This window comes from Streptococcus mitis (assembly GCF_003942765.1).
GTDB lineage: Bacteria > Bacillota > Bacilli > Lactobacillales > Streptococcaceae > Streptococcus > Streptococcus mitis_BE.
On the sequence record NZ_RJNW01000003.1, the window covers coordinates 157,267 to 174,464 of the forward strand.

The 17,198-nt window shown below is 37.5% G+C and carries 15 protein-coding genes, 1 pseudogene and 1 other annotated feature; of the genes and pseudogenes, 13 read left to right on the top strand and 3 right to left on the bottom strand.

The genetic code is table 11. From position 1 onward, the window contains the following. Nucleotides 1-28 precede the first annotated feature (28 nt). The 6 genes and pseudogenes from D8849_RS06020 to D8849_RS06050 all read left to right on the top strand — a co-directional run. Nucleotides 29-1,303 carry a TRZ/ATZ family protein gene (locus D8849_RS06020; protein ID WP_125386508.1) on the top strand — a complete coding sequence of 425 codons (1,275 nt, stop codon included), beginning with the start codon at nucleotides 29-31 and terminating at the stop codon, nucleotides 1,301-1,303. A 61-nt stretch (nucleotides 1,304-1,364) separates the two neighbouring features. After that, nucleotides 1,365-1,500: a sequence feature (ribosomal protein L10 leader region), on the top strand. A gap of 38 nt (nucleotides 1,501-1,538) precedes the next feature. Next, a complete protein-coding gene (gene rplJ / locus D8849_RS06030) occupies nucleotides 1,539-2,039 on the top strand; it encodes a 50S ribosomal protein L10 (protein ID WP_001287274.1) in 501 nt (166 codons plus the stop codon). Nucleotides 2,040-2,114: 75 nt separating this feature from the next. After that, on the top strand, nucleotides 2,115-2,480 hold the full coding sequence (gene rplL / locus D8849_RS06035; protein ID WP_001196967.1) for a 50S ribosomal protein L7/L12: 366 nt from the start codon (nucleotides 2,115-2,117) through the stop codon (nucleotides 2,478-2,480). A 226-nt stretch (nucleotides 2,481-2,706) separates the two neighbouring features. Next, complete coding sequence (locus D8849_RS06040; RefSeq protein ID WP_125386509.1) at nucleotides 2,707-5,154, top strand: type II restriction endonuclease subunit M; 2,448 nt, start codon at nucleotides 2,707-2,709, stop codon at nucleotides 5,152-5,154. Continuing rightward, nucleotides 5,147-6,034: a hypothetical protein gene (locus D8849_RS06045; protein ID WP_125386510.1), complete on the top strand. Its 888-nt coding sequence runs from the start codon at nucleotides 5,147-5,149 to the stop codon at nucleotides 6,032-6,034. Before D8849_RS06040 ends, D8849_RS06045 begins: the two co-directional genes overlap by 8 nt. A 144-nt stretch (nucleotides 6,035-6,178) precedes the next feature. After that, a pseudogene (locus tag D8849_RS06050) lies at nucleotides 6,179-6,559 on the top strand (ATP-binding protein); the annotation flags it as partial. A gap of 461 nt (nucleotides 6,560-7,020) precedes the next feature. On the opposite strand, the gene D8849_RS06060 reads toward D8849_RS06050, so the two are convergent. Continuing rightward, the gene (locus tag D8849_RS06060) at nucleotides 7,021-7,506 is read right to left on the bottom strand and encodes a GNAT family N-acetyltransferase (protein WP_125386568.1); all 486 of its coding nucleotides are present in this window, start codon (nucleotides 7,504-7,506) and stop codon (nucleotides 7,021-7,023) included. Nucleotides 7,507-7,537: 31 nt separating this feature from the next. Then, a complete protein-coding gene (gene gdhA, locus D8849_RS06065) occupies nucleotides 7,538-8,884 on the bottom strand; it encodes an NADP-specific glutamate dehydrogenase (protein WP_125386511.1) in 1,347 nt (448 codons plus the stop codon). Nucleotides 8,885-9,124: 240 nt separating this feature from the next. On the opposite strand from gdhA, the gene D8849_RS06070 reads away from it, so the two are divergent. The 7 genes from D8849_RS06070 to D8849_RS06105 all read left to right on the top strand — a co-directional run bounded on the left by D8849_RS06070 (nucleotide 9,125) and on the right by D8849_RS06105 (nucleotide 15,923). Next, a complete protein-coding gene (locus D8849_RS06070) occupies nucleotides 9,125-10,060 on the top strand; it encodes a dihydroorotate oxidase (RefSeq protein ID WP_125386512.1) in 936 nt (311 codons plus the stop codon). A gap of 32 nt (nucleotides 10,061-10,092) precedes the next feature. After that, a complete protein-coding gene (gene holA, locus D8849_RS06075) occupies nucleotides 10,093-11,130 on the top strand; it encodes a DNA polymerase III subunit delta (RefSeq protein WP_125386513.1) in 1,038 nt (345 codons plus the stop codon). 370 nt (nucleotides 11,131-11,500) lie between these two features. Beyond that, nucleotides 11,501-12,106, top strand: a complete 606-nt coding sequence (sodA, locus tag D8849_RS06085; protein WP_125386515.1) for a superoxide dismutase SodA — start codon at nucleotides 11,501-11,503, stop codon at nucleotides 12,104-12,106. Between the two features lie 155 nt (nucleotides 12,107-12,261). After that, complete coding sequence (locus D8849_RS06090) at nucleotides 12,262-12,792, top strand: YutD family protein (protein ID WP_020903213.1); 531 nt, start codon at nucleotides 12,262-12,264, stop codon at nucleotides 12,790-12,792. 20 nt (nucleotides 12,793-12,812) lie between these two features. After that, complete coding sequence (gene rlmN / locus D8849_RS06095) at nucleotides 12,813-13,898, top strand: dual-specificity RNA methyltransferase RlmN (protein ID WP_004259657.1); 1,086 nt, start codon at nucleotides 12,813-12,815, stop codon at nucleotides 13,896-13,898. Further along, a complete protein-coding gene (locus D8849_RS06100) occupies nucleotides 13,898-14,380 on the top strand; it encodes a VanZ family protein (protein WP_125386516.1) in 483 nt (160 codons plus the stop codon). The genes rlmN and D8849_RS06100 overlap by 1 nt, the downstream gene beginning before the upstream one ends. A 1-nt stretch (nucleotide 14,381) precedes the next feature. After that, entirely contained in the window at nucleotides 14,382-15,923 is a 1,542-nt protein-coding gene (locus D8849_RS06105; protein ID WP_000025378.1) for an ABC-F family ATP-binding cassette domain-containing protein, read from the top strand. 55 nt (nucleotides 15,924-15,978) lie between these two features. Here D8849_RS06105 and D8849_RS06110 read toward each other — a convergent pair whose 3' ends face one another. Next, nucleotides 15,979-16,782: a peptidylprolyl isomerase gene (locus D8849_RS06110; RefSeq protein ID WP_125386517.1), complete on the bottom strand. Its 804-nt coding sequence runs from the start codon at nucleotides 16,780-16,782 to the stop codon at nucleotides 15,979-15,981. Nucleotides 16,783-17,198 lie beyond the last annotated feature (416 nt).

Sequence of the window (17,198 nt, forward strand, 5' to 3'; positions counted from 1 at the left end):
AAAATCAAGGCCTTGGAAGGAGAAAACAATGAAAGTCTATCAGCATGTAAATATCGTGACTTGTGACCAAGATTTCCATGTCTATCTGGATGGTATCTTGGCTGTTAAGGATTCTCAAATCATCTATGTCGGTCAAGAGAAGCAAGAGATTTTAGATCAAGCTGAGCAGATTATAGACTATCAAGGGGCTTGGATCATGCCTGGATTGGTCAATTGCCATACCCATTCTGCTATGACAGGCTTGCGAGGAATCCGGGATGACAGCAATCTCCATGAATGGCTCAATGACTATATCTGGCCAGCAGAAGCAGAATTTACTCCCGACATGACTACCAAGGCGGTCAAAGAGGCTCTGACAGAGATGCTCCAGTCAGGAACAACAACCTTCAACGATATGTATAATCCCAATGGTGTGGATATTGAGAGAATTTATCAGGCAGTCAAGGCATCTAAGATGCGTTGTTATTTCTCACCGACCCTCTTTTCTTCAGAGACAGAAACAACTGCTGAGACCATAAGCAGAACACGTGCCATCATTGAGGAAATCTTAGGATATGAAAATCCAAATTTCAAGGTCATGGTAGCCCCTCACTCTCCATACAGCTGTAGCAGAGACTTGCTGGAAGCGAGTTTAGAAATGGCAAAAGAGCTAAAGATTCCTCTCCATATCCATGTGGCGGAGACCAAGGAGGAGTCAGGAATTATTCTGAAACGATACGGCAAACGCCCCGTCGCCTTTCTAGACGAACTGGGTTACTTAGACCATCCGTCCGTCTTTGCTCACGGGGTCGAGTTAAACGAGCGAGAAATTGACCGCTTGGTAACTTCTCATGTGGGAATCGCCCATAATCCTATCAGTAACCTCAAACTGGCCTCAGGGATTGCTCCAATCATCCAACTTCAAAAAGCTGGAGTGGCAGTAGGTATTGCGACAGATTCGGTTGCTTCCAATAATAATCTTGATATGTTTGAGGAAGGTCGTACCGCAGCTCTCTTACAGAAAATGAAGAGTGGAGATGCCAGCCAGTTTCCAATTGAAACAGCCCTCAAAGCTCTAACGATAGAAGGTGCTAAGGTTCTTGGAATGGAAAACTTGATTGGAAGTCTTGAAGTTGGCAAGCAAGCGGATTTTCTGGTCATTCAACCACAAGGGAAAATCCATCTCCAACCTCAGGAAAATATGCTCTCGCATCTAGTCTATGCAGTCAAATCCAGTGATGTTGATGATGTCTATATTGCTGGAGAACAGGTTGTCAAGCAAGGACAAGTTTTGACAGTAGAGCTTGAAACAGAATTTCTATAAAAAAATCAAAAAAAAGTCTGCAAAAATCTTGCATTCTTTTTTTGTCTATGATATACTTATATACGGTTTGAAAAAACTGCCTAAGACAGTAGGGGAGCCCGACTCATAAGTATCCTACCGAGGACAAAACGTATCATGTAAAAAGAAGCGTATTGTACTTTCGTGTCTAGGTTTGGGCGCGTTTTTCTTTTGGAAAAATTCCCCAAGCAAAATAATTACGGAGGTGAACACACTAATGAGTGAAGCAATTATTGCTAAAAAAGCGGAACTAGTTGACGTAGTAGCTGAAAAAATGAAAGCTGCTGCATCTATCGTCGTTGTAGACGCTCGTGGTTTGACAGTTGAGCAAGATACAGTTCTTCGTCGTGAGCTTCGTGGAAGCGAAGTTGAGTATAAAGTCATTAAAAACTCAATCTTGCGTCGTGCAGCTGAAAAAGCTGGTCTTGAAGATCTTGCATCAGTATTTGTTGGACCATCTGCAGTAGCATTTTCTAACGAAGATGTTATCGCACCAGCGAAAATCTTGAACGATTTTGCTAAAAACGCTGAAGCACTTGAAATCAAAGGTGGTGCAATCGAAGGCGCTGTCGCATCTAAAGAAGAAATCGTTGCTCTTGCAACTCTTCCAAACCGCGAAGGACTTCTTTCTATGCTCCTTTCTGTACTTCAAGCGCCAGTGCGCAACGTTGCTCTTGCAGTCAAAGCGGTTGCAGACAACAAAGAAGACGCAGCTTAATCTTAAGCTACGCAGCGTAGCCTAGCTACGAAAAAAACTATTATAAAATTTAAAACTTATTTGGAGGAAATAACAATGGCATTGAACATTGAAAACATTATTGCTGAAATTAAAGAAGCTTCAATCCTTGAATTGAACGACCTTGTAAAAGCTATCGAAGAAGAATTTGGTGTAACTGCAGCTGCTCCTGTAGCTGTAGCTGCTGCTGGTGGTGCTGAAGAAGCTGCTAAAGATTCATTTGACGTTGAATTGACAGCTGCAGGCGACAAGAAAGTCGGCGTTATCAAAGTTGTACGTGAAATTACTGGTCTTGGACTTAAAGAAGCTAAAGAACTTGTTGATGGTGCACCAGCTCTTGTTAAAGAAGGCGTTGCAGCAGCAGAAGCTGAAGAAATCAAAGCTAAATTGGAAGAAGCTGGAGCTTCAGTTACTCTTAAATAATAAGAGTAGGCAATTACATTGCGAATTTCCAGCTTAGCAAGGTTTTGCGTAATGTCAAATAGCGAAAATATGGTGGAAAATGATTTCATTCCCCACCTAAACCCCACCAAATAAATGTTTGGTGGGGTTTTCTTTATTTTTTTGATATAATGAATATATTAGTTATTAAATTTTAGTATTGTTTGTATGTCTAATGTATTTTTTTTAGAAAACACGGGTAAAAGAAATGAGATCAGCAATATACTGGAGTATTAGAGATAAAATATTAAATTTTATTTTTTATATTAAAAAAATACGTTTAAAAATAAATAGTAAGTGGCAATTATCCAAAGAGTATAAATCTTTTAGAAATATTCTTTTTGCAAGATTTATCTCTGGTGCAATAAAAGGATTTGTTTTAGCTTTGCTTTTAGGGATAGTTGATAGAATTCTTCTAAATTTTAGTGTAACAACGATAATAGAAAGTAATCTATTAGGAGATGTTATTTTGGGGGAACTAGGTGTTGCTGGTGTGATTTTAGGTTTGTATTGCTCTAATATTTCAAGTGTATATTCCACAAGATATGCTAATGCACCTGAAAAAATTGCAATCGCTTTTCAATATGATCATTTGACTGTTAGGAGTTTAGATGTAATTAGTAGTTTTATTATTTATGGAACAATTATACTAGTTGAATTATTATTGAATTATAAAGTTAGTTGGGCAACTGTTTCAGTATTGATAATATGGTCTATACTTGTAGTTATATACTTTGGAATTACAGGGAATAGAATTTATCAGTTATCTGATGTTTTTAGATTATCAGATGATGCACATTTATATTTAGAAAGAGTAATTTCAAAAAATCTTAAACATAAAATATACGTTAGTGATAATAGCTATCAGGTTTATTTTAGAAAAGTTACTTCAAATAGAATTGAGTTACTAAAAATAATTCAAAAATATGGTTGTAATCCAGACATAGCCGATAATTCTTCTGTATTTAATTTTATGTGTAAGAATTTAGGACTAATAAATAAATATTGGTCAATTAAACAGGGTTTACCAAAGGATTCACTCTGGTTTAGAAAAAAATCTAAATATCAACAATGGCATTTAGCAGATAATATAGAAGTATTAGTAGCATTAGATACGGGAACGCCGTTAAGTACAAAAGAAGAAGCAGATATTTATTGGTTTGAAAATGAATTGATGGCTATAAACAAGACATGTGTAAACTACTTGATAAAAGAAAAAGATTTTGAAACTGTATACAGTTATTTAGTTGTATTAGATAAAATTTGTCAATCTGCAATTAAATACAAAGAAGCGAGCTATTACCTAGAACATTTAGACTGGATAAATAACATTATTCAAAAGTCTATTGAAATTCAAAATAAGGAAGAAAATATTTCCTTTATTGCAGTTGTTGAATATATTTCTGTTCTATATTTAAATATTATTTTAGAATCAAGAGATTATATTAAGACACTAGACATTGATAAAATAAGTAAATCCATTATAGATGGAATTGATACTGGAAAGTCATTTAATTCTATAGAGACTATTCGAGGTAGAAGAGATATAGATATTTTTAAAAAAATATTGTTAGAGATTAATGTCGAGAAGCAACGTATTACTCCTGTTTGGTTGATCAAGCAATATGTAGCTAAAGAAGAATTTGATTATGTAAATTTATTATATGATGTAGTAAAAGAAGGAATTGAACATATATATTTCTTAAGTAATATTATTTTTGAGAAAAAAATGTATTATGAAGCTTGTATTTTAATCTCTAAATTTTATAAGTACGAATCTGAGTTGACAATTTTTTTAGAATTTGCAAAACAATTGGAGATTAAACTATTTAGTTGTCATATTGATTCTGAAGATTCATGGGAAGAGAGTAGATTGGATGAATTAAAAGAAAAATTTAGAGAAATCAAACAAGACATTCCAGAAATGTATAGAAAATGTTCAAGTATTTTTACTGTAAAAAATTGGGATAGAGAAGGAGAATTTCCTGACTTTTTAGGAGAATGCTTTAATCAAATCTCAAGAGATACTATTGAAGCTATTGTAAATTCAGATAAAAAACAATTTAAAAAGAATTTTGAAATTATTACTCAGATAATGCCTTTATATCAAGAATATATTAGATTATATTTTAGTAAAAATAAAAATTCGTATAGGAAAGAATATGTTTATTATATGATTACTTGTCCGATTGTTGAATGGGCACAGCTTGGTGGTCTTGGAATAATATGGGGTGAATTTTTTAATGATAAAGAATGGAGTGAAATTGTTAAAGAAACTTCCGAAATAATTTTTCAAAATAATAATGAAGAAAATTCAAAAGAGCTTGCAATTCAGTATACGGAATATGTGAATTTAAGAAATCAGCTAAGGTTAATGTGCTTTATGAACTCAAGAGATCTCATAGAAGATAAGTGGAATGACTATGTTGTAAATGCAATAAAGAATACTGCTAACATGGAAACTGAAAACACAATGTTTGAAACGAAGATTAAAACCGATAGCAAATTAATAAAAGTATTTTGCCCTAGTATTTTGGATGATGGATTCAGAACAAATCCTTCAGAATTATTTTGGGTTATCTGCGTTAATCCTCTAGTCCCTGAGGAAAAGAGGTTTCATTCTAGTTTTTCGTGGGAGAAAAAGTTAAATGATTAAGGATACAAGAATAAGTAAAATGATTGAAAAGTTATATAAATATCCTGAAGATGGTTTATATTTACAAAAAATTTGTAGAGAATTATTTTATGGATACGAGTTTTCTTTAAATGAAGGAAGGCATAATGGAGAAGATTTTTATAAAATTACACCGAACGACTCTGAAATTGTTAAATTATTCAATCATGCTTCCACATATTGTTTTTCCTACGATTTTGGAAAAATTATAGATAGAGTTCTGTACAGCATGGCTATTTATGGTAAGGCATACATTTTTATAAAACCAGAATATGAAGAGCAAATCGATAAACAAGGCAACACGTCTAAAATCATTAGTTCTATATATATTAGTGAAGTTAAGGAAATATTGAAGAAAAATAAATTTTTTTATAAGATAGGAAGGAATGATATTTCTGAGTTTGATATCAACGAAGGTACGTTAATCACTTTTAACTTAAGAGAAATAGGTTTTAAAAAGAATCATTTTACAAAGCTTGCAAAACAGGCTGAAAAATATAATACAACATCTAAATCACTAGAATTAATAACAAAAGTACCAACATATAATTTTAGCGTTCATAGAGATAAAAACACTAAATTATTGCTTAGAAAACTGAGAGGTTTAGGTCTTAACTTTTCTTTAGATGACCTGTCAGATAGTTATATACTGTATAATGAAATTCAGAGAAAACTATTCCAGAAAAAACTGCTTCAATATATACTTGATAAAATTAATAAATCACTGGTATCAAATTATATACATAACAAAAAATTCAAAATAGAAGCAACTATGAAAAACATAAATTATGAGGAGTCATGGGAAAAATTCCAACGTGGAGAACTTACGCGCTCTGAGTTAAGTAAGATTGTATGGAGCTAGTATATTTAATCTAACTTTAATTCAAAAGTAAATTTAAAGAACGAGATAATTTCATCTAAAAAAATGTAATCGTGATATTAAAAAAGTATGAAATTACAATATAAAATCTAAGAATAATAATTTATGAATTATTTAAAGAAATAAATGCTTGATGAAATTATAAAAAATGACAATCAAATCATATTAGAAATACTGGAGGAAACAAATAATGAGCAATCTGCAATTAGATTGGTCAATCTAGGTGTAGAATTTTTAGAAAACAACAATCAAAAACTAATACTATTTAATCTTCTCAGAGCTAAAGGATTTGGCAAGAAGTCATTCCAAGAAATACATTTTAGTCCCTATTCACATTTTTATACTGGTAGTCACGTTACGGTGTTGGAATTAGAAAAAGAACTCCTAGAAAGAATTTAAGAGATATTTGAAACTGATATAGACTACATTAACTTGCTACTGTACTTGGAAAAACTAATAGATTGTAAGCGGAAAGCTATTGAAAGAGAATTGGAAAAGGAGTTTTAAATTATTATTTATATTTATTACTTTTAAGGTGCCAGATATAATAAATAAAATCTATTGTTTTATAACATTTATAACAAAATATTAGGTTTGAGTTATGAATTGTGGGAAATGATAATCTATAGTAAAGTAGTTTTATTGTCTTTTCAAAAATAGACAAAAAATATATTAAAAACATTAGCCTAAATGAAGAAAAAGTTAGAATTCTATCTTTTTGTATAAAGGCTATTAGAATCTTGAATTTTAAGAATTGAAAAAACTGGCTGCCCGTCTGGGTAGTCAGTTTCCGTAATTTGTTTTTATACCACGCCTTGTGCAATCACAGCACTTGCTAAATTTTAGAAGTCAACGATATTTTCTCCTTCAAGGTAGTCAGTAGCAAGGCCGTATGATTCAGTAGTTGTTTTAGCTGTCTTGAGAATCTTGATACTGATGTCCTCGACTCGACCAGAGTATATGGATATCTATTCATCTGATAAGAGAGATTTTATCATCCAGATATTCATAGCTGGGTGGCCGGCGGCGTTAGAAAGTGGTTGTTGTAGTGCTGTAAAACCATAGTGTTGATAGATGGCCACAGCCGTAGTCAATTCAGTAGAGGTTTCTAGATAAAGCTGTTCATAACCAGCTAGGCGGGTTTCACGGAATATTCGCTTTATCAATCTGTTGGAATAACCTTTGCCACGACTGTTTTTAGTGACATACAGTTTTTGTAATTCAGCAATCTTATCAGACACAGGTGCAAAGCCACCACAGCCAACCAGCTGGCCTTCATCTTCCAGGACAAAGTAAGCTGCTCTCTCCTGCTGTTGATAGTAGTCGGCCAAGTGATCTAGATGAGAATCAAAGTAGACAGTTCCTGGTTTGTCAAGCCCGAATTCTTCTAGGCTAGCTCGAATGAGCTGCGCTACAGCTGGATTGTCTCTTACTTCCATTGGCCGTAAGTTCATCATTTGTCCTCCGAAAGGATGTATCGACTAATTAAACAATACCTTGTGCAATCATAGCGTTTGCTACGTTTTCGAAGGCAGCGATATTTGCTCCTGCAAGGTAGTCAGTACCAAGCCCGTATGTTTCAGCAGTTGTTTTAGCTGTATTGAAGATGTTTGTCATGATGTCTTTGAGACGTCCATCAACTTCTTCACGAGTCCATGAGAGGCGAAGGCTATTTTGGCTCATTTCAAGAGCTGAAACGGCTACACCACCAGCGTTGGCAGCTTTTGCAGGTCCGTAGAAGATACCATTTTCTTTGTAGACTTTGATGGCATCAAGGTCGCTTGGCATGTTGGCACCTTCAGATACACAGATCACGCCTTGAGCAACCAAACGTTTAGCTGCTTCACCGTTGATTTCGTTTTGAGTCGCACATGGAAGAGCGATATCATAGTTTCCAGTGTAAGTCCATACAGAACCTTCATGATAAGTAGCAGATGCTTTTTCAGCAGCATACTCAGTCAAACGAGCGCGTCGTTTTTCTTTAACGTCAACCAAAAGATCGAAGTCGATACCATTTTCATCGATGACATAACCATTTGAATCAGATACAGAGATAACAGTTGCACCAAGTTCAGTTGCTTTTTGAAGAGCGTATTGGGCTACGTTACCAGAACCTGAAATAACCACTTTCTTACCAGCAAAGCTATTACCGTTAGCTTTAAGCATTTCTTCAGTGTAGTAAACCAAACCATAACCAGTTGCTTCTGGACGAATCAAGCTACCACCAAATCCAAGAGGCTTACCAGTCAAGACACCAGCATCAAATTGATTAAGGCGTTTGTACTGTCCGTAAAGGTAACCAATCTCACGTCCACCAACACCGATATCACCAGCAGGTACGTCAAGTGATGGGCCGATGTATTTTTGCAATTCAGTCATGAAGCTTTGGCAGAAGCGCATCACTTCAGCATCTGTTTTACCTTTAGGATCGAAGTCTGATCCACCTTTACCTCCACCGATAGGAAGTCCAGTCAAGACGTTTTTAAAGATTTGTTCAAATCCGAGGAATTTCAAAATCCCTTGGTTTACAGTTGGGTGGAAACGAAGTCCGCCTTTGTATGGTCCAACAGCTGAGTTGAATTGAACACGGTAGCCGCGGTTTACTTGAACTTTTCCATCACGGTCAACCCAAGGAACACGGAAAGAAATCACGCGCTCTGGTTCAGTAATACGTGCCAAGATATTTTCTTCGATATACTCAGGGTGTTTTTCAAATACAGGTTCTAAAGTGTTGAAAAATTCTTCAACAGCTTGGAGGAATTCAGCCTCGTGCCCGTTACGAGCTTTCACAGTTTCAAACACGCTTTGGATATATTCTTTAGCAGATGTCATATCGTTCTCCTTAAATTCTAATTTAATTATGTGAGTCATTATAGCAGATTTTTTTTTTACTGTAAAGAAAAAAACAGAAATTTTCTAAAAATTCTATCAATTTAGTTTTGACATTTAGTTTTGAGGCTTTTTGAAAATAGATAAAAAACGAACGTTTTTCTTATAAATGATTTTATTAAAGAGAAAATCTGAAAATATGGTATAATATTAGCAATAAAAGGAATCTGGAGGATCAGAATCATGGTATCAACGAAAACGCAAATTGCTGGTTTTGAGTTTGACAATTGTTTGATGAATGCAGCAGGTGTGGCTTGTATGACGATAGCAGAGTTAGAGGGCGTTAAAAATTCAGCGGCAGGAACTTTTGTGACTAAGACAGCAACCTTGGACTTTCGTCAGGGGAATCCTGAGCCACGCTATCAAGATGTTCCACTTGGTTCTATCAACTCTATGGGCTTGCCAAATAATGGCTTAGACTATTATTTGGATTATCTTTTGGATTTGCAAGAAAAAGAGCCAAACCGAACTTTCTTCTTATCTCTAGTTGGTATGTCTCCAGAGGAAACCCATACTATATTGAAAAAAGTCCAAGAGAGTGAGTTTCGTGGTCTGACTGAGCTAAACCTCTCCTGTCCAAATGTTCCAGGTAAACCTCAGATTGCCTATGATTTTGAGACAACAGACCGGATTTTGGCAGAGGTATTTGCCTACTTCACCAAACCTCTTGGAATTAAATTGCCACCATATTTTGATATTGTTCACTTTGACCAAGCGGCAGTTATTTTCAATAAGTATCCTCTTAAGTTTGTCAACTGCGTCAACTCTATCGGAAACGGCCTTTATATAGAAGATGAGTCTGTCGTTATTCGTCCTAAAAATGGTTTTGGGGGGATTGGTGGTGAGTATATCAAACCGACTGCTCTAGCTAATGTTCACGCCTTTTATCAACGTTTAAATCCTCAAATCCAAATCATCGGAACAGGTGGCGTGTTGACTGGTCATGATGCCTTTGAACATATCCTCTGTGGAGCAAGTATGGTGCAGGTGGGAACCACCCTTCACAAAGAAGGCGTCAGTGCTTTTGACCGCATTACCAATGAACTGAAAGCAATCATGGCGGAAAAAGGGTACGAGATCCTAGAAGATTTCCGTGGGAAATTGCGCTATATTGACTAAATTCATTAAAAAATCAGAAGAAAGGAGAGAAGATGCTAGCCATTGAAGAAAGTCAGAAGTTGACTTCATCAAATTTACCGAGCCTGAGCCTTTTTACAGGGACAGACCAGGGTCAGTTTGAAGTTATGAAGAGTCAAGTGTTGAAACAGATTGGCTATGATTCTGCTGACCTCAACTTTGCCTACTTTGATATGAAAGAAGTGGTCTACAAGGATGTGGAACTGGAGTTGGTCAGCCTTCCTTTCTTTGCGGATGAGAAAATCGTGATATTGGATCATTTTGTCGATATCACGACTGCTAAAAAGCGCTTTTTAACAGATGATGAGATCAAGTCGTTCGAAGAATACCTTGATAACCCTTCACCAACAACCAAGTTGTTAATCTTTGCAGAAGAAAAACTGGATAGTAAAAGACGGTTGGTTAAATTACTTAAGCGTGATGCCAAGGTCTTTGATGCAGTAGAAGCCAAAGAACAAGAATTGCGTAATTATTTCCAAAAGTGGAGCCGGAAACAAGGTCTGCAGTTTACCAATCATTCTTTTGAAAATCTTCTCATTAAGTCGGGTTTTCAATTTAGCGAAATCCAGAAAAATCTCCTCTTTTTACAGTCCTATAAGGAAGACTCTGTTATCGAGGAAGAGGATATTGTCAATGCTATTCCCAAGACCTTGCAGGACAATATTTTTGATTTAACTCAGTTTATTCTGACTAAAAAGATGAACCAGGCGCGCGATTTGATTAGAGACTTGACCTTGCAAGGTGAAGATGAAATCAAACTGATTGCAGTCATGCTAGGACAATTTCGGACTTTTACTCAGGTGAAAATTTTGGCGGAGTCTGGGCAAACAGAATCGCAGATTGCAAGTAGTCTAGGAAGTTTTCTCGGACGCAATCCTAATCCCTATCAAATCAAGTTTGCGCTGAGGGATTCACGAGGACTTTCCTTGAGCTTTTTGAAGCAAGCTATTTCTTATTTGATTGAGACAGACTATCAGATTAAGACAGGTCTTTATGAAAAGAGTTTCCTTTTTGAAAAGGCACTCTTACAGATTGCTAGTCAGGTAAATTGATATTTTTTTGAAACTACAACCCGCGTCAATATTATCTTGTCGTGGGTTTCTTAGTGATTTGCTTATTTTATACTCAATGAAAATCAAAGAGCAAACTAGGAAACTAACCGCAGGTTGCTCAAAGCACTGCTTTGAGGTTGTAAATAAGACTGACGAAGTCAGCTCAAAACATGTTTTTGAGGTTGCGGATGAAACTGACGAAGTCAGTAACTATATCTACGGCAAGGCGACATTGACGCGGTTTGAAGAGATTTTCGAAGAGTATTATTAGAAAGTATTTCAGTGATTTCTTCATCTATAAGCAAAAAACTTGAAAAAAGTGAATGTTTGCGTTATCATTTTCATATAGAAAGAAAAAGAGGTATTACAGATGGCTATTATCTTACCAGATCTTCCATATGCATACGACGCTTTGGAACCATACATCGATGCGGAAACAATGCACTTGCACCATGACAAACACCATCAAACTTATGTCAACAATGCTAATGCAGCTCTTGAAAAACACCCTGAAATCGGTGAAGACCTTGAAGCCTTGCTTGCTGATGTAGAATCTATCCCAGCTGATATCCGTCAAGCACTTATTAACAACGGTGGTGGACATTTGAACCACGCTCTTTTCTGGGAATTGATGACTCCTGAGAAAACAGCTCCTTCAGCAGAACTAGCAGAAGCAATCGATGCAACATTTGGTTCATTTGAAGACTTCCAAGCAGCCTTCACTGCAGCCGCAACAACTCGTTTCGGTTCTGGATGGGCATGGTTGGTTGTCAACAAAGAAGGGAAACTTGAAGTGACTTCAACAGCAAATCAAGACACACCAATCTCAGAAGGTAAAAAACCAATCTTGGGCTTGGACGTTTGGGAACATGCTTACTACGTGAAATACCGCAACGTGCGTCCTGACTATATCAAAGCTTTCTTCTCAGTGATCAACTGGAACAAAGTAGATGAATTGTACGCAGCTGCTAAATAATGGTATATGGGGGAAGAATTGTTCTTCTCTTTTTTAGGTTATATGATTCGAGTCTGACAAAATCGTCAGACTTTTTTCATTTTTATGAGAAACGTGCTAACTGCTAGAAATTATGGTAGAATAAAGTATTAAGTAATCGTGAAAAAAGGATATCTATGCGAAAAGAAATTGCACCTGAATTATACAACTATAACAAGTTTCCTGGTCCTGAGTTCCATTTACATGGGGACAAGGTAGAAACGGAAGGGATAGCTTTTTCCTTGGTGGAAAATATCAAGGATGCCTTTGATGTGACGGCTTTTAATCAGCGTTTTTCAGAAGTCTTAACAAAGTTTGATTATATCGTGGGAGACTGGAGCAACGAACAGCTTCGCCTACGAGGTTTTTATAAGGATGACCGAACAGAAGAAAAACTTGAAAAAATCAGTCGTTTACAAGACTACCTTTTAGAGTATTGTAGTTATGGTTGTGCCTATTTTGTCTTAGAAAATGAAGCCCCTAAGCGAGCATCATTTGACAAGAAAATGCGTAAGAAGGAAGAAGAACTGCCTTCTAGAAAAGGAAAGAAGCCGACTCAAACCAAACGAAAACCGAATGCAGATAAGAAAAATAGACGTCGTCAGAAAGACCAGCATTCTCAGAAAGAGGACAAGGGACAACGTCATTTTGTCATTCGTCAGAAGTGAGTAGAGAATAAGGAGAAGAAATGAAACCGTCAATTTATAGTTTAACACGTCAAACCATGCAGGAATGGGTTTTGGAGCAGGGAGAAAAGAAATTCCGTGCAGACCAAATTTGGGAATGGCTCTATCGTAAACGTGTCCAGTCATTTGAAGAAATGACTAACCTGTCAAAGGATTTGATTGCTAAGCTTAATGACCAGTTTGTGGTCAATCCCTTGAAACAACGTATCGTTCAAGAGTCTGCTGATGGGACAGTTAAATATCTTTTTGAATTGCCAGATGGTATGTTGATTGAGACAGTACTTATGCGTCAGCACTATGGTTTGTCAGTTTGTGTGACGACTCAGGTCGGCTGTAATATCGGTTGTACCTTCTGTGCCTCTGGTTTGATTAAGAAACAACGTGACCTTAATAACGGTGAAATCGTAGCGCAAATCATGCTGGTTCAGAAATATTTTGATGAGCGTGGTCAGGATGAACGGGTCAGCCATATCGTTGTCATGGGTATCGGTGAGCCTTTTGATAACTATAATAATGTCTTGAATTTCGTTCGTACCATCAATGATGACAAGGGAATGGCTATCGGTGCTCGTCACATTACGGTTTCAACCTCTGGTTTGGCCCATAAGATTCGTGATTTTGCTAATGAAGGAGTTCAGGTCAATCTTGCCGTTTCCCTTCACGCACCTAACAATGAGTTGCGTTCAAGCATCATGAAGATTAACCGTGCCTTTCCGATTGAAAAACTCTTTGCTGCTATTGAGTACTACATTGAGACAACTAATCGTCGTGTGACCTTTGAGTATATCATGCTCAATGAAGTCAATGACGGTGTAGAACAAGCCTTGGAATTGGCTGAATTGCTCAAGAATATCAAGAAATTGTCTTATGTAAACTTGATTCCTTATAACCCAGTTAGTGAGCATGACCAATATAGCCGTAGTCCTAAAGAGCGCGTCCTGGCCTTTTATGATACGCTTAAGAAAAAAGGGGTCAACTGTGTGGTTCGTCAAGAGCACGGAACAGATATTGATGCAGCTTGTGGACAATTGCGTTCCAATACAATGAAACGTGACCGCCAGAAAGCAGTCTCAGCAGTCAATCCTTAATGATGAAGAAGACTTATAATCATGTTTTGCTCTGGGGAGTCATTTTCTATAGTATTTGTATCGTTTACTTTTGCTTTACTCCTCAAGAACATTCTCCCGTGGGAGTGGAAACTCCAGGTATTCAGCATCTTGGACGCCTGGTTTTTCTTTTGACTCCTTTCAATTCTCTCTGGAAACTGGGCCAAGTGAGTGATGTGGGACAATTATGTTGGCTTTTTCTACAAAATATCCTCAATGTCTTCTTGCTTTTTCCTTTGGTGTTCCAACTCCTTTATCTCCTTCCAAACTTGCGTAAAACAAGAAAAGTGCTGTTTTTTAGTTTTCTAGTGAGTCTTGGAATCGAGTGTACGCAGTTAGTCTTGGACTTTTTCTTTGATTTTAATCGTGTCTTTGAGATTGATGATTTGTGGACCAATACCTTGGGTGGCTATCTGGCTTGGCTTCTCTATAAACAATTACATAAAAACAAGATAAGGAATTAAAATGAGTATTTTAGAAGTTAAAAATCTGAGTCACGGTTTTGGTGACCGTGCAATTTTTGAAGATGTGTCCTTCCGTCTCCTCAAGGGAGAACATATCGGTCTGGTCGGTGCCAATGGTGAAGGGAAATCAACCTTTATGAGCATTGTGACTGGTAAAATGCTGCCAGATGAAGGGAAGGTTGAGTGGTCCAAATATGTGACTGCCGGTTACTTGGATCAGCACTCAGTCCTTGCTGAAGGGCAGTCGGTGCGTGATGTTCTCCGTACAGCCTTTGATGAGCTATTCAAAGCTGAAGCCCGTATCAATGACCTCTATATGGAAATGGCTGAAGACGGAGCGGATGTTGATGCTCTCATGGAAGAAGTTGGCGAACTCCAAGACCGTCTGGAGAGTCGTGATTTCTATACTTTAGATGCTAAGATTGACGAAGTGGCGCGTGCCCTTGGTGTCATGGACTTTGGCATGGATACGGATGTAACCTCTTTGTCAGGTGGGCAAAGAACCAAGGTACTTTTGGCTAAACTCCTCCTTGAAAAGCCCGATATCTTGCTTTTGGACGAGCCGACCAACTATTTGGATGCTGAGCATATTGACTGGCTCAAGCGCTATCTCCAAAACTATGAGAATGCCTTTGTTCTTATTTCACACGATATTCCATTCCTCAATGATGTTATCAATATTGTCTACCATGTGGAAAATCAACAGCTGACGCGTTATTCTGGTGATTACTACCAGTTCCAAGAAGTCTATGCTATGAAGAAATCTCAGCTAGAGGCTGCCTACGAACGCCAGCAAAAAGAGATTGCGGATCTCAAGGATTTCGTGGCTCGAAACAAAGCGCGTGTTGCAACTCGAAACATGGCCATGTCTCGCCAAAAGAAATTGGATAAGATGGATATTATCGAACTCCAAAGTGAGAAACCAAAGCCATCCTTTGATTTCAAACCAGCTCGTACACCAGGCCGCTTTATCTTCCAAGCCAAGGACTTGCAGATTGGTTATGACCGCCCTCTGACCAAGCCACTAAATCTTACTTTTGAACGTAATCAAAAGGTTGCTATTATCGGGGCAAATGGTATCGGGAAAACAACTCTCTTGAAGTCTCTCTTGGGTATTATTCCGCCAATCGCTGGGGAAGTGGAGCGTGGTGACTACCTAGAACTTGGCTACTTTGAACAAGAAGTAGAAGGTGGCAATCGTCAAACACCACTAGAGGCTGTTTGGAATGCCTTTCCTGCACTTAATCAAGCAGAAGTCCGTGCAGCCCTTGCCCGTTGTGGTTTGACAACTAAGCATATTGAAAGTCAAATTCAGGTCCTGTCAGGTGGGGAACAAGCCAAGGTGCGTTTCTGTCTCTTGATGAATCGTGAAAACAATGTTTTAGTGCTGGACGAGCCGACCAACCACTTGGATGTGGATGCCAAGGATGAACTCAAACGTGCTCTCAAAGAATATAAGGGATCTATCCTTATGGTCTGCCACGAACCAGACTTCTATGAAGGCTGGATGGACCAAATCTGGGATTTTAATAATCTAACTTAAAAATGAGGACAAAAGAAATACAGTATCGAATGTGGATACTGTATTTTTTAGATTTTTAAGATTTAAAATCGTAGTCTTTCACCACTTCGATGCTGTCGATTGTGATAGCAGTGGTTGGCTTGTCTTTTTCATCTTTTTCGGCTTTAGCAATCTTATCTACAACATCCATACCGTCAATCACTTGACCAAAGACTGGGTGTTTGCCATCTAGACTAGGGTTTCCCCCTTCTTTATAGGCTTCGATGATTTTCTTTGGATACTTGCTTGTAGGGAGTTTAGCAGAGGTATCTGTAGAGTTTTGGTTGATGAAGAATTGGCTGCCATTGGTGTTTGGTTGACCAGTATTAGCCATAGAAAGAGCACCACGGATGTTATAGAGATAAGGAGTAATCTCGTTTTTGAAACCAGTTCCCTTATCTTTAGTCTTATCCTTGTCATGCCAGATAGACTGACCACCTGTACCGTCCCCTTTTGGATCTCCAGTTTGAACCATGAAGCCATCGATGACACGGTGGAAGGTAATACCGTTATAGTAGTCTTCTTTGGCATGAGTGAGGAAGTTTTCAACCGCTAGAGGAGCGAGTTTAGGGAAGAGCTTAATGCGGATATCTCCTTGACTTGTGTGTAGAATCACTTCAGCCTCGTCTTCAGCAACTTCTTTAGATAGTTGTGGGAAATTGGCATTCTCGTTTGTTAAAGCATCGTTTAACTCCTTGGCAGATTGGGCAGCTGCTTTGGAACTTTCTTCAGCAGCAAGACTGGAATCAACATAGTCATCACCACGTAGACTGCGTTGGATGCTGCTACACCCAGCTAGGGCTACAGTGGATAGTAAAAGAAGGGTTGCTAGTTTTTTCATTCTGATCCTCTCAAAAATTCATTTCTATCATTGTACCCTAAAAGGAAGTGGATTTCAAATATTAGTGACAAGACAGTTTAAGAGGAAGCCAACCCAAAATCACTTGATTAGAGATTCTTCTTTGGATGACGGTCGATAATATCCTTGCATTGTTTCAGTATCTGCTCCCCCTTTGGAGTCAATTTGTATCCACGATTGCCAATTCCTCTTCTGAAAAGTTGTCATGAAGGGTTTGAGTTGATGGTCTTTATAAAATGTTTCTAATACTCTTCGAAAATCAAATTCAAACTACGTCAGCTTTGCCTTGCCGTACTCAAGTACAGCCTGCGGCTAGCTTCCTAGTTTGCTCTTTGATTTTCATTGAGTATAAAATAGTATTCACTGATAGCCTCTTTCAAACATTTATTTCCTACTTC

Bases quoted from the DNA above. Each gene is read 5' to 3' on its own strand.
- gdhA (WP_125386511.1), bottom strand. From the start codon at position 8,884: ATGACATCTGCTAAAGAATATATCCAAAGCGTGTTTGAAACTGTGAAA.
- D8849_RS06070 (WP_125386512.1), top strand. From the start codon at position 9,125: ATGGTATCAACGAAAACGCAAATTGCTGGTTTTGAGTTTGACAATTGT.
- rlmN (WP_004259657.1), top strand. From the start codon at position 12,813: ATGAAACCGTCAATTTATAGTTTAACACGTCAAACCATGCAGGAATGG.
- rplJ (WP_001287274.1), top strand. From the start codon at position 1,539: ATGAGTGAAGCAATTATTGCTAAAAAAGCGGAACTAGTTGACGTAGTA.
- D8849_RS06040 (WP_125386509.1), top strand. From the start codon at position 2,707: ATGAGATCAGCAATATACTGGAGTATTAGAGATAAAATATTAAATTTT.
- D8849_RS06020 (WP_125386508.1), top strand. From the start codon at position 29: ATGAAAGTCTATCAGCATGTAAATATCGTGACTTGTGACCAAGATTTC.
- holA (WP_125386513.1), top strand. From the start codon at position 10,093: ATGCTAGCCATTGAAGAAAGTCAGAAGTTGACTTCATCAAATTTACCG.
- D8849_RS06045 (WP_125386510.1), top strand. From the start codon at position 5,147: ATGATTAAGGATACAAGAATAAGTAAAATGATTGAAAAGTTATATAAA.
- sodA (WP_125386515.1), top strand. From the start codon at position 11,501: ATGGCTATTATCTTACCAGATCTTCCATATGCATACGACGCTTTGGAA.
- D8849_RS06060 (WP_125386568.1), bottom strand. From the start codon at position 7,506: ATGAACTTACGGCCAATGGAAGTAAGAGACAATCCAGCTGTAGCGCAG.
- D8849_RS06100 (WP_125386516.1), top strand. From the start codon at position 13,898: ATGATGAAGAAGACTTATAATCATGTTTTGCTCTGGGGAGTCATTTTC.
- D8849_RS06090 (WP_020903213.1), top strand. From the start codon at position 12,262: ATGCGAAAAGAAATTGCACCTGAATTATACAACTATAACAAGTTTCCT.
- rplL (WP_001196967.1), top strand. From the start codon at position 2,115: ATGGCATTGAACATTGAAAACATTATTGCTGAAATTAAAGAAGCTTCA.
- D8849_RS06105 (WP_000025378.1), top strand. From the start codon at position 14,382: ATGAGTATTTTAGAAGTTAAAAATCTGAGTCACGGTTTTGGTGACCGT.
- D8849_RS06110 (WP_125386517.1), bottom strand. From the start codon at position 16,782: ATGAAAAAACTAGCAACCCTTCTTTTACTATCCACTGTAGCCCTAGCT.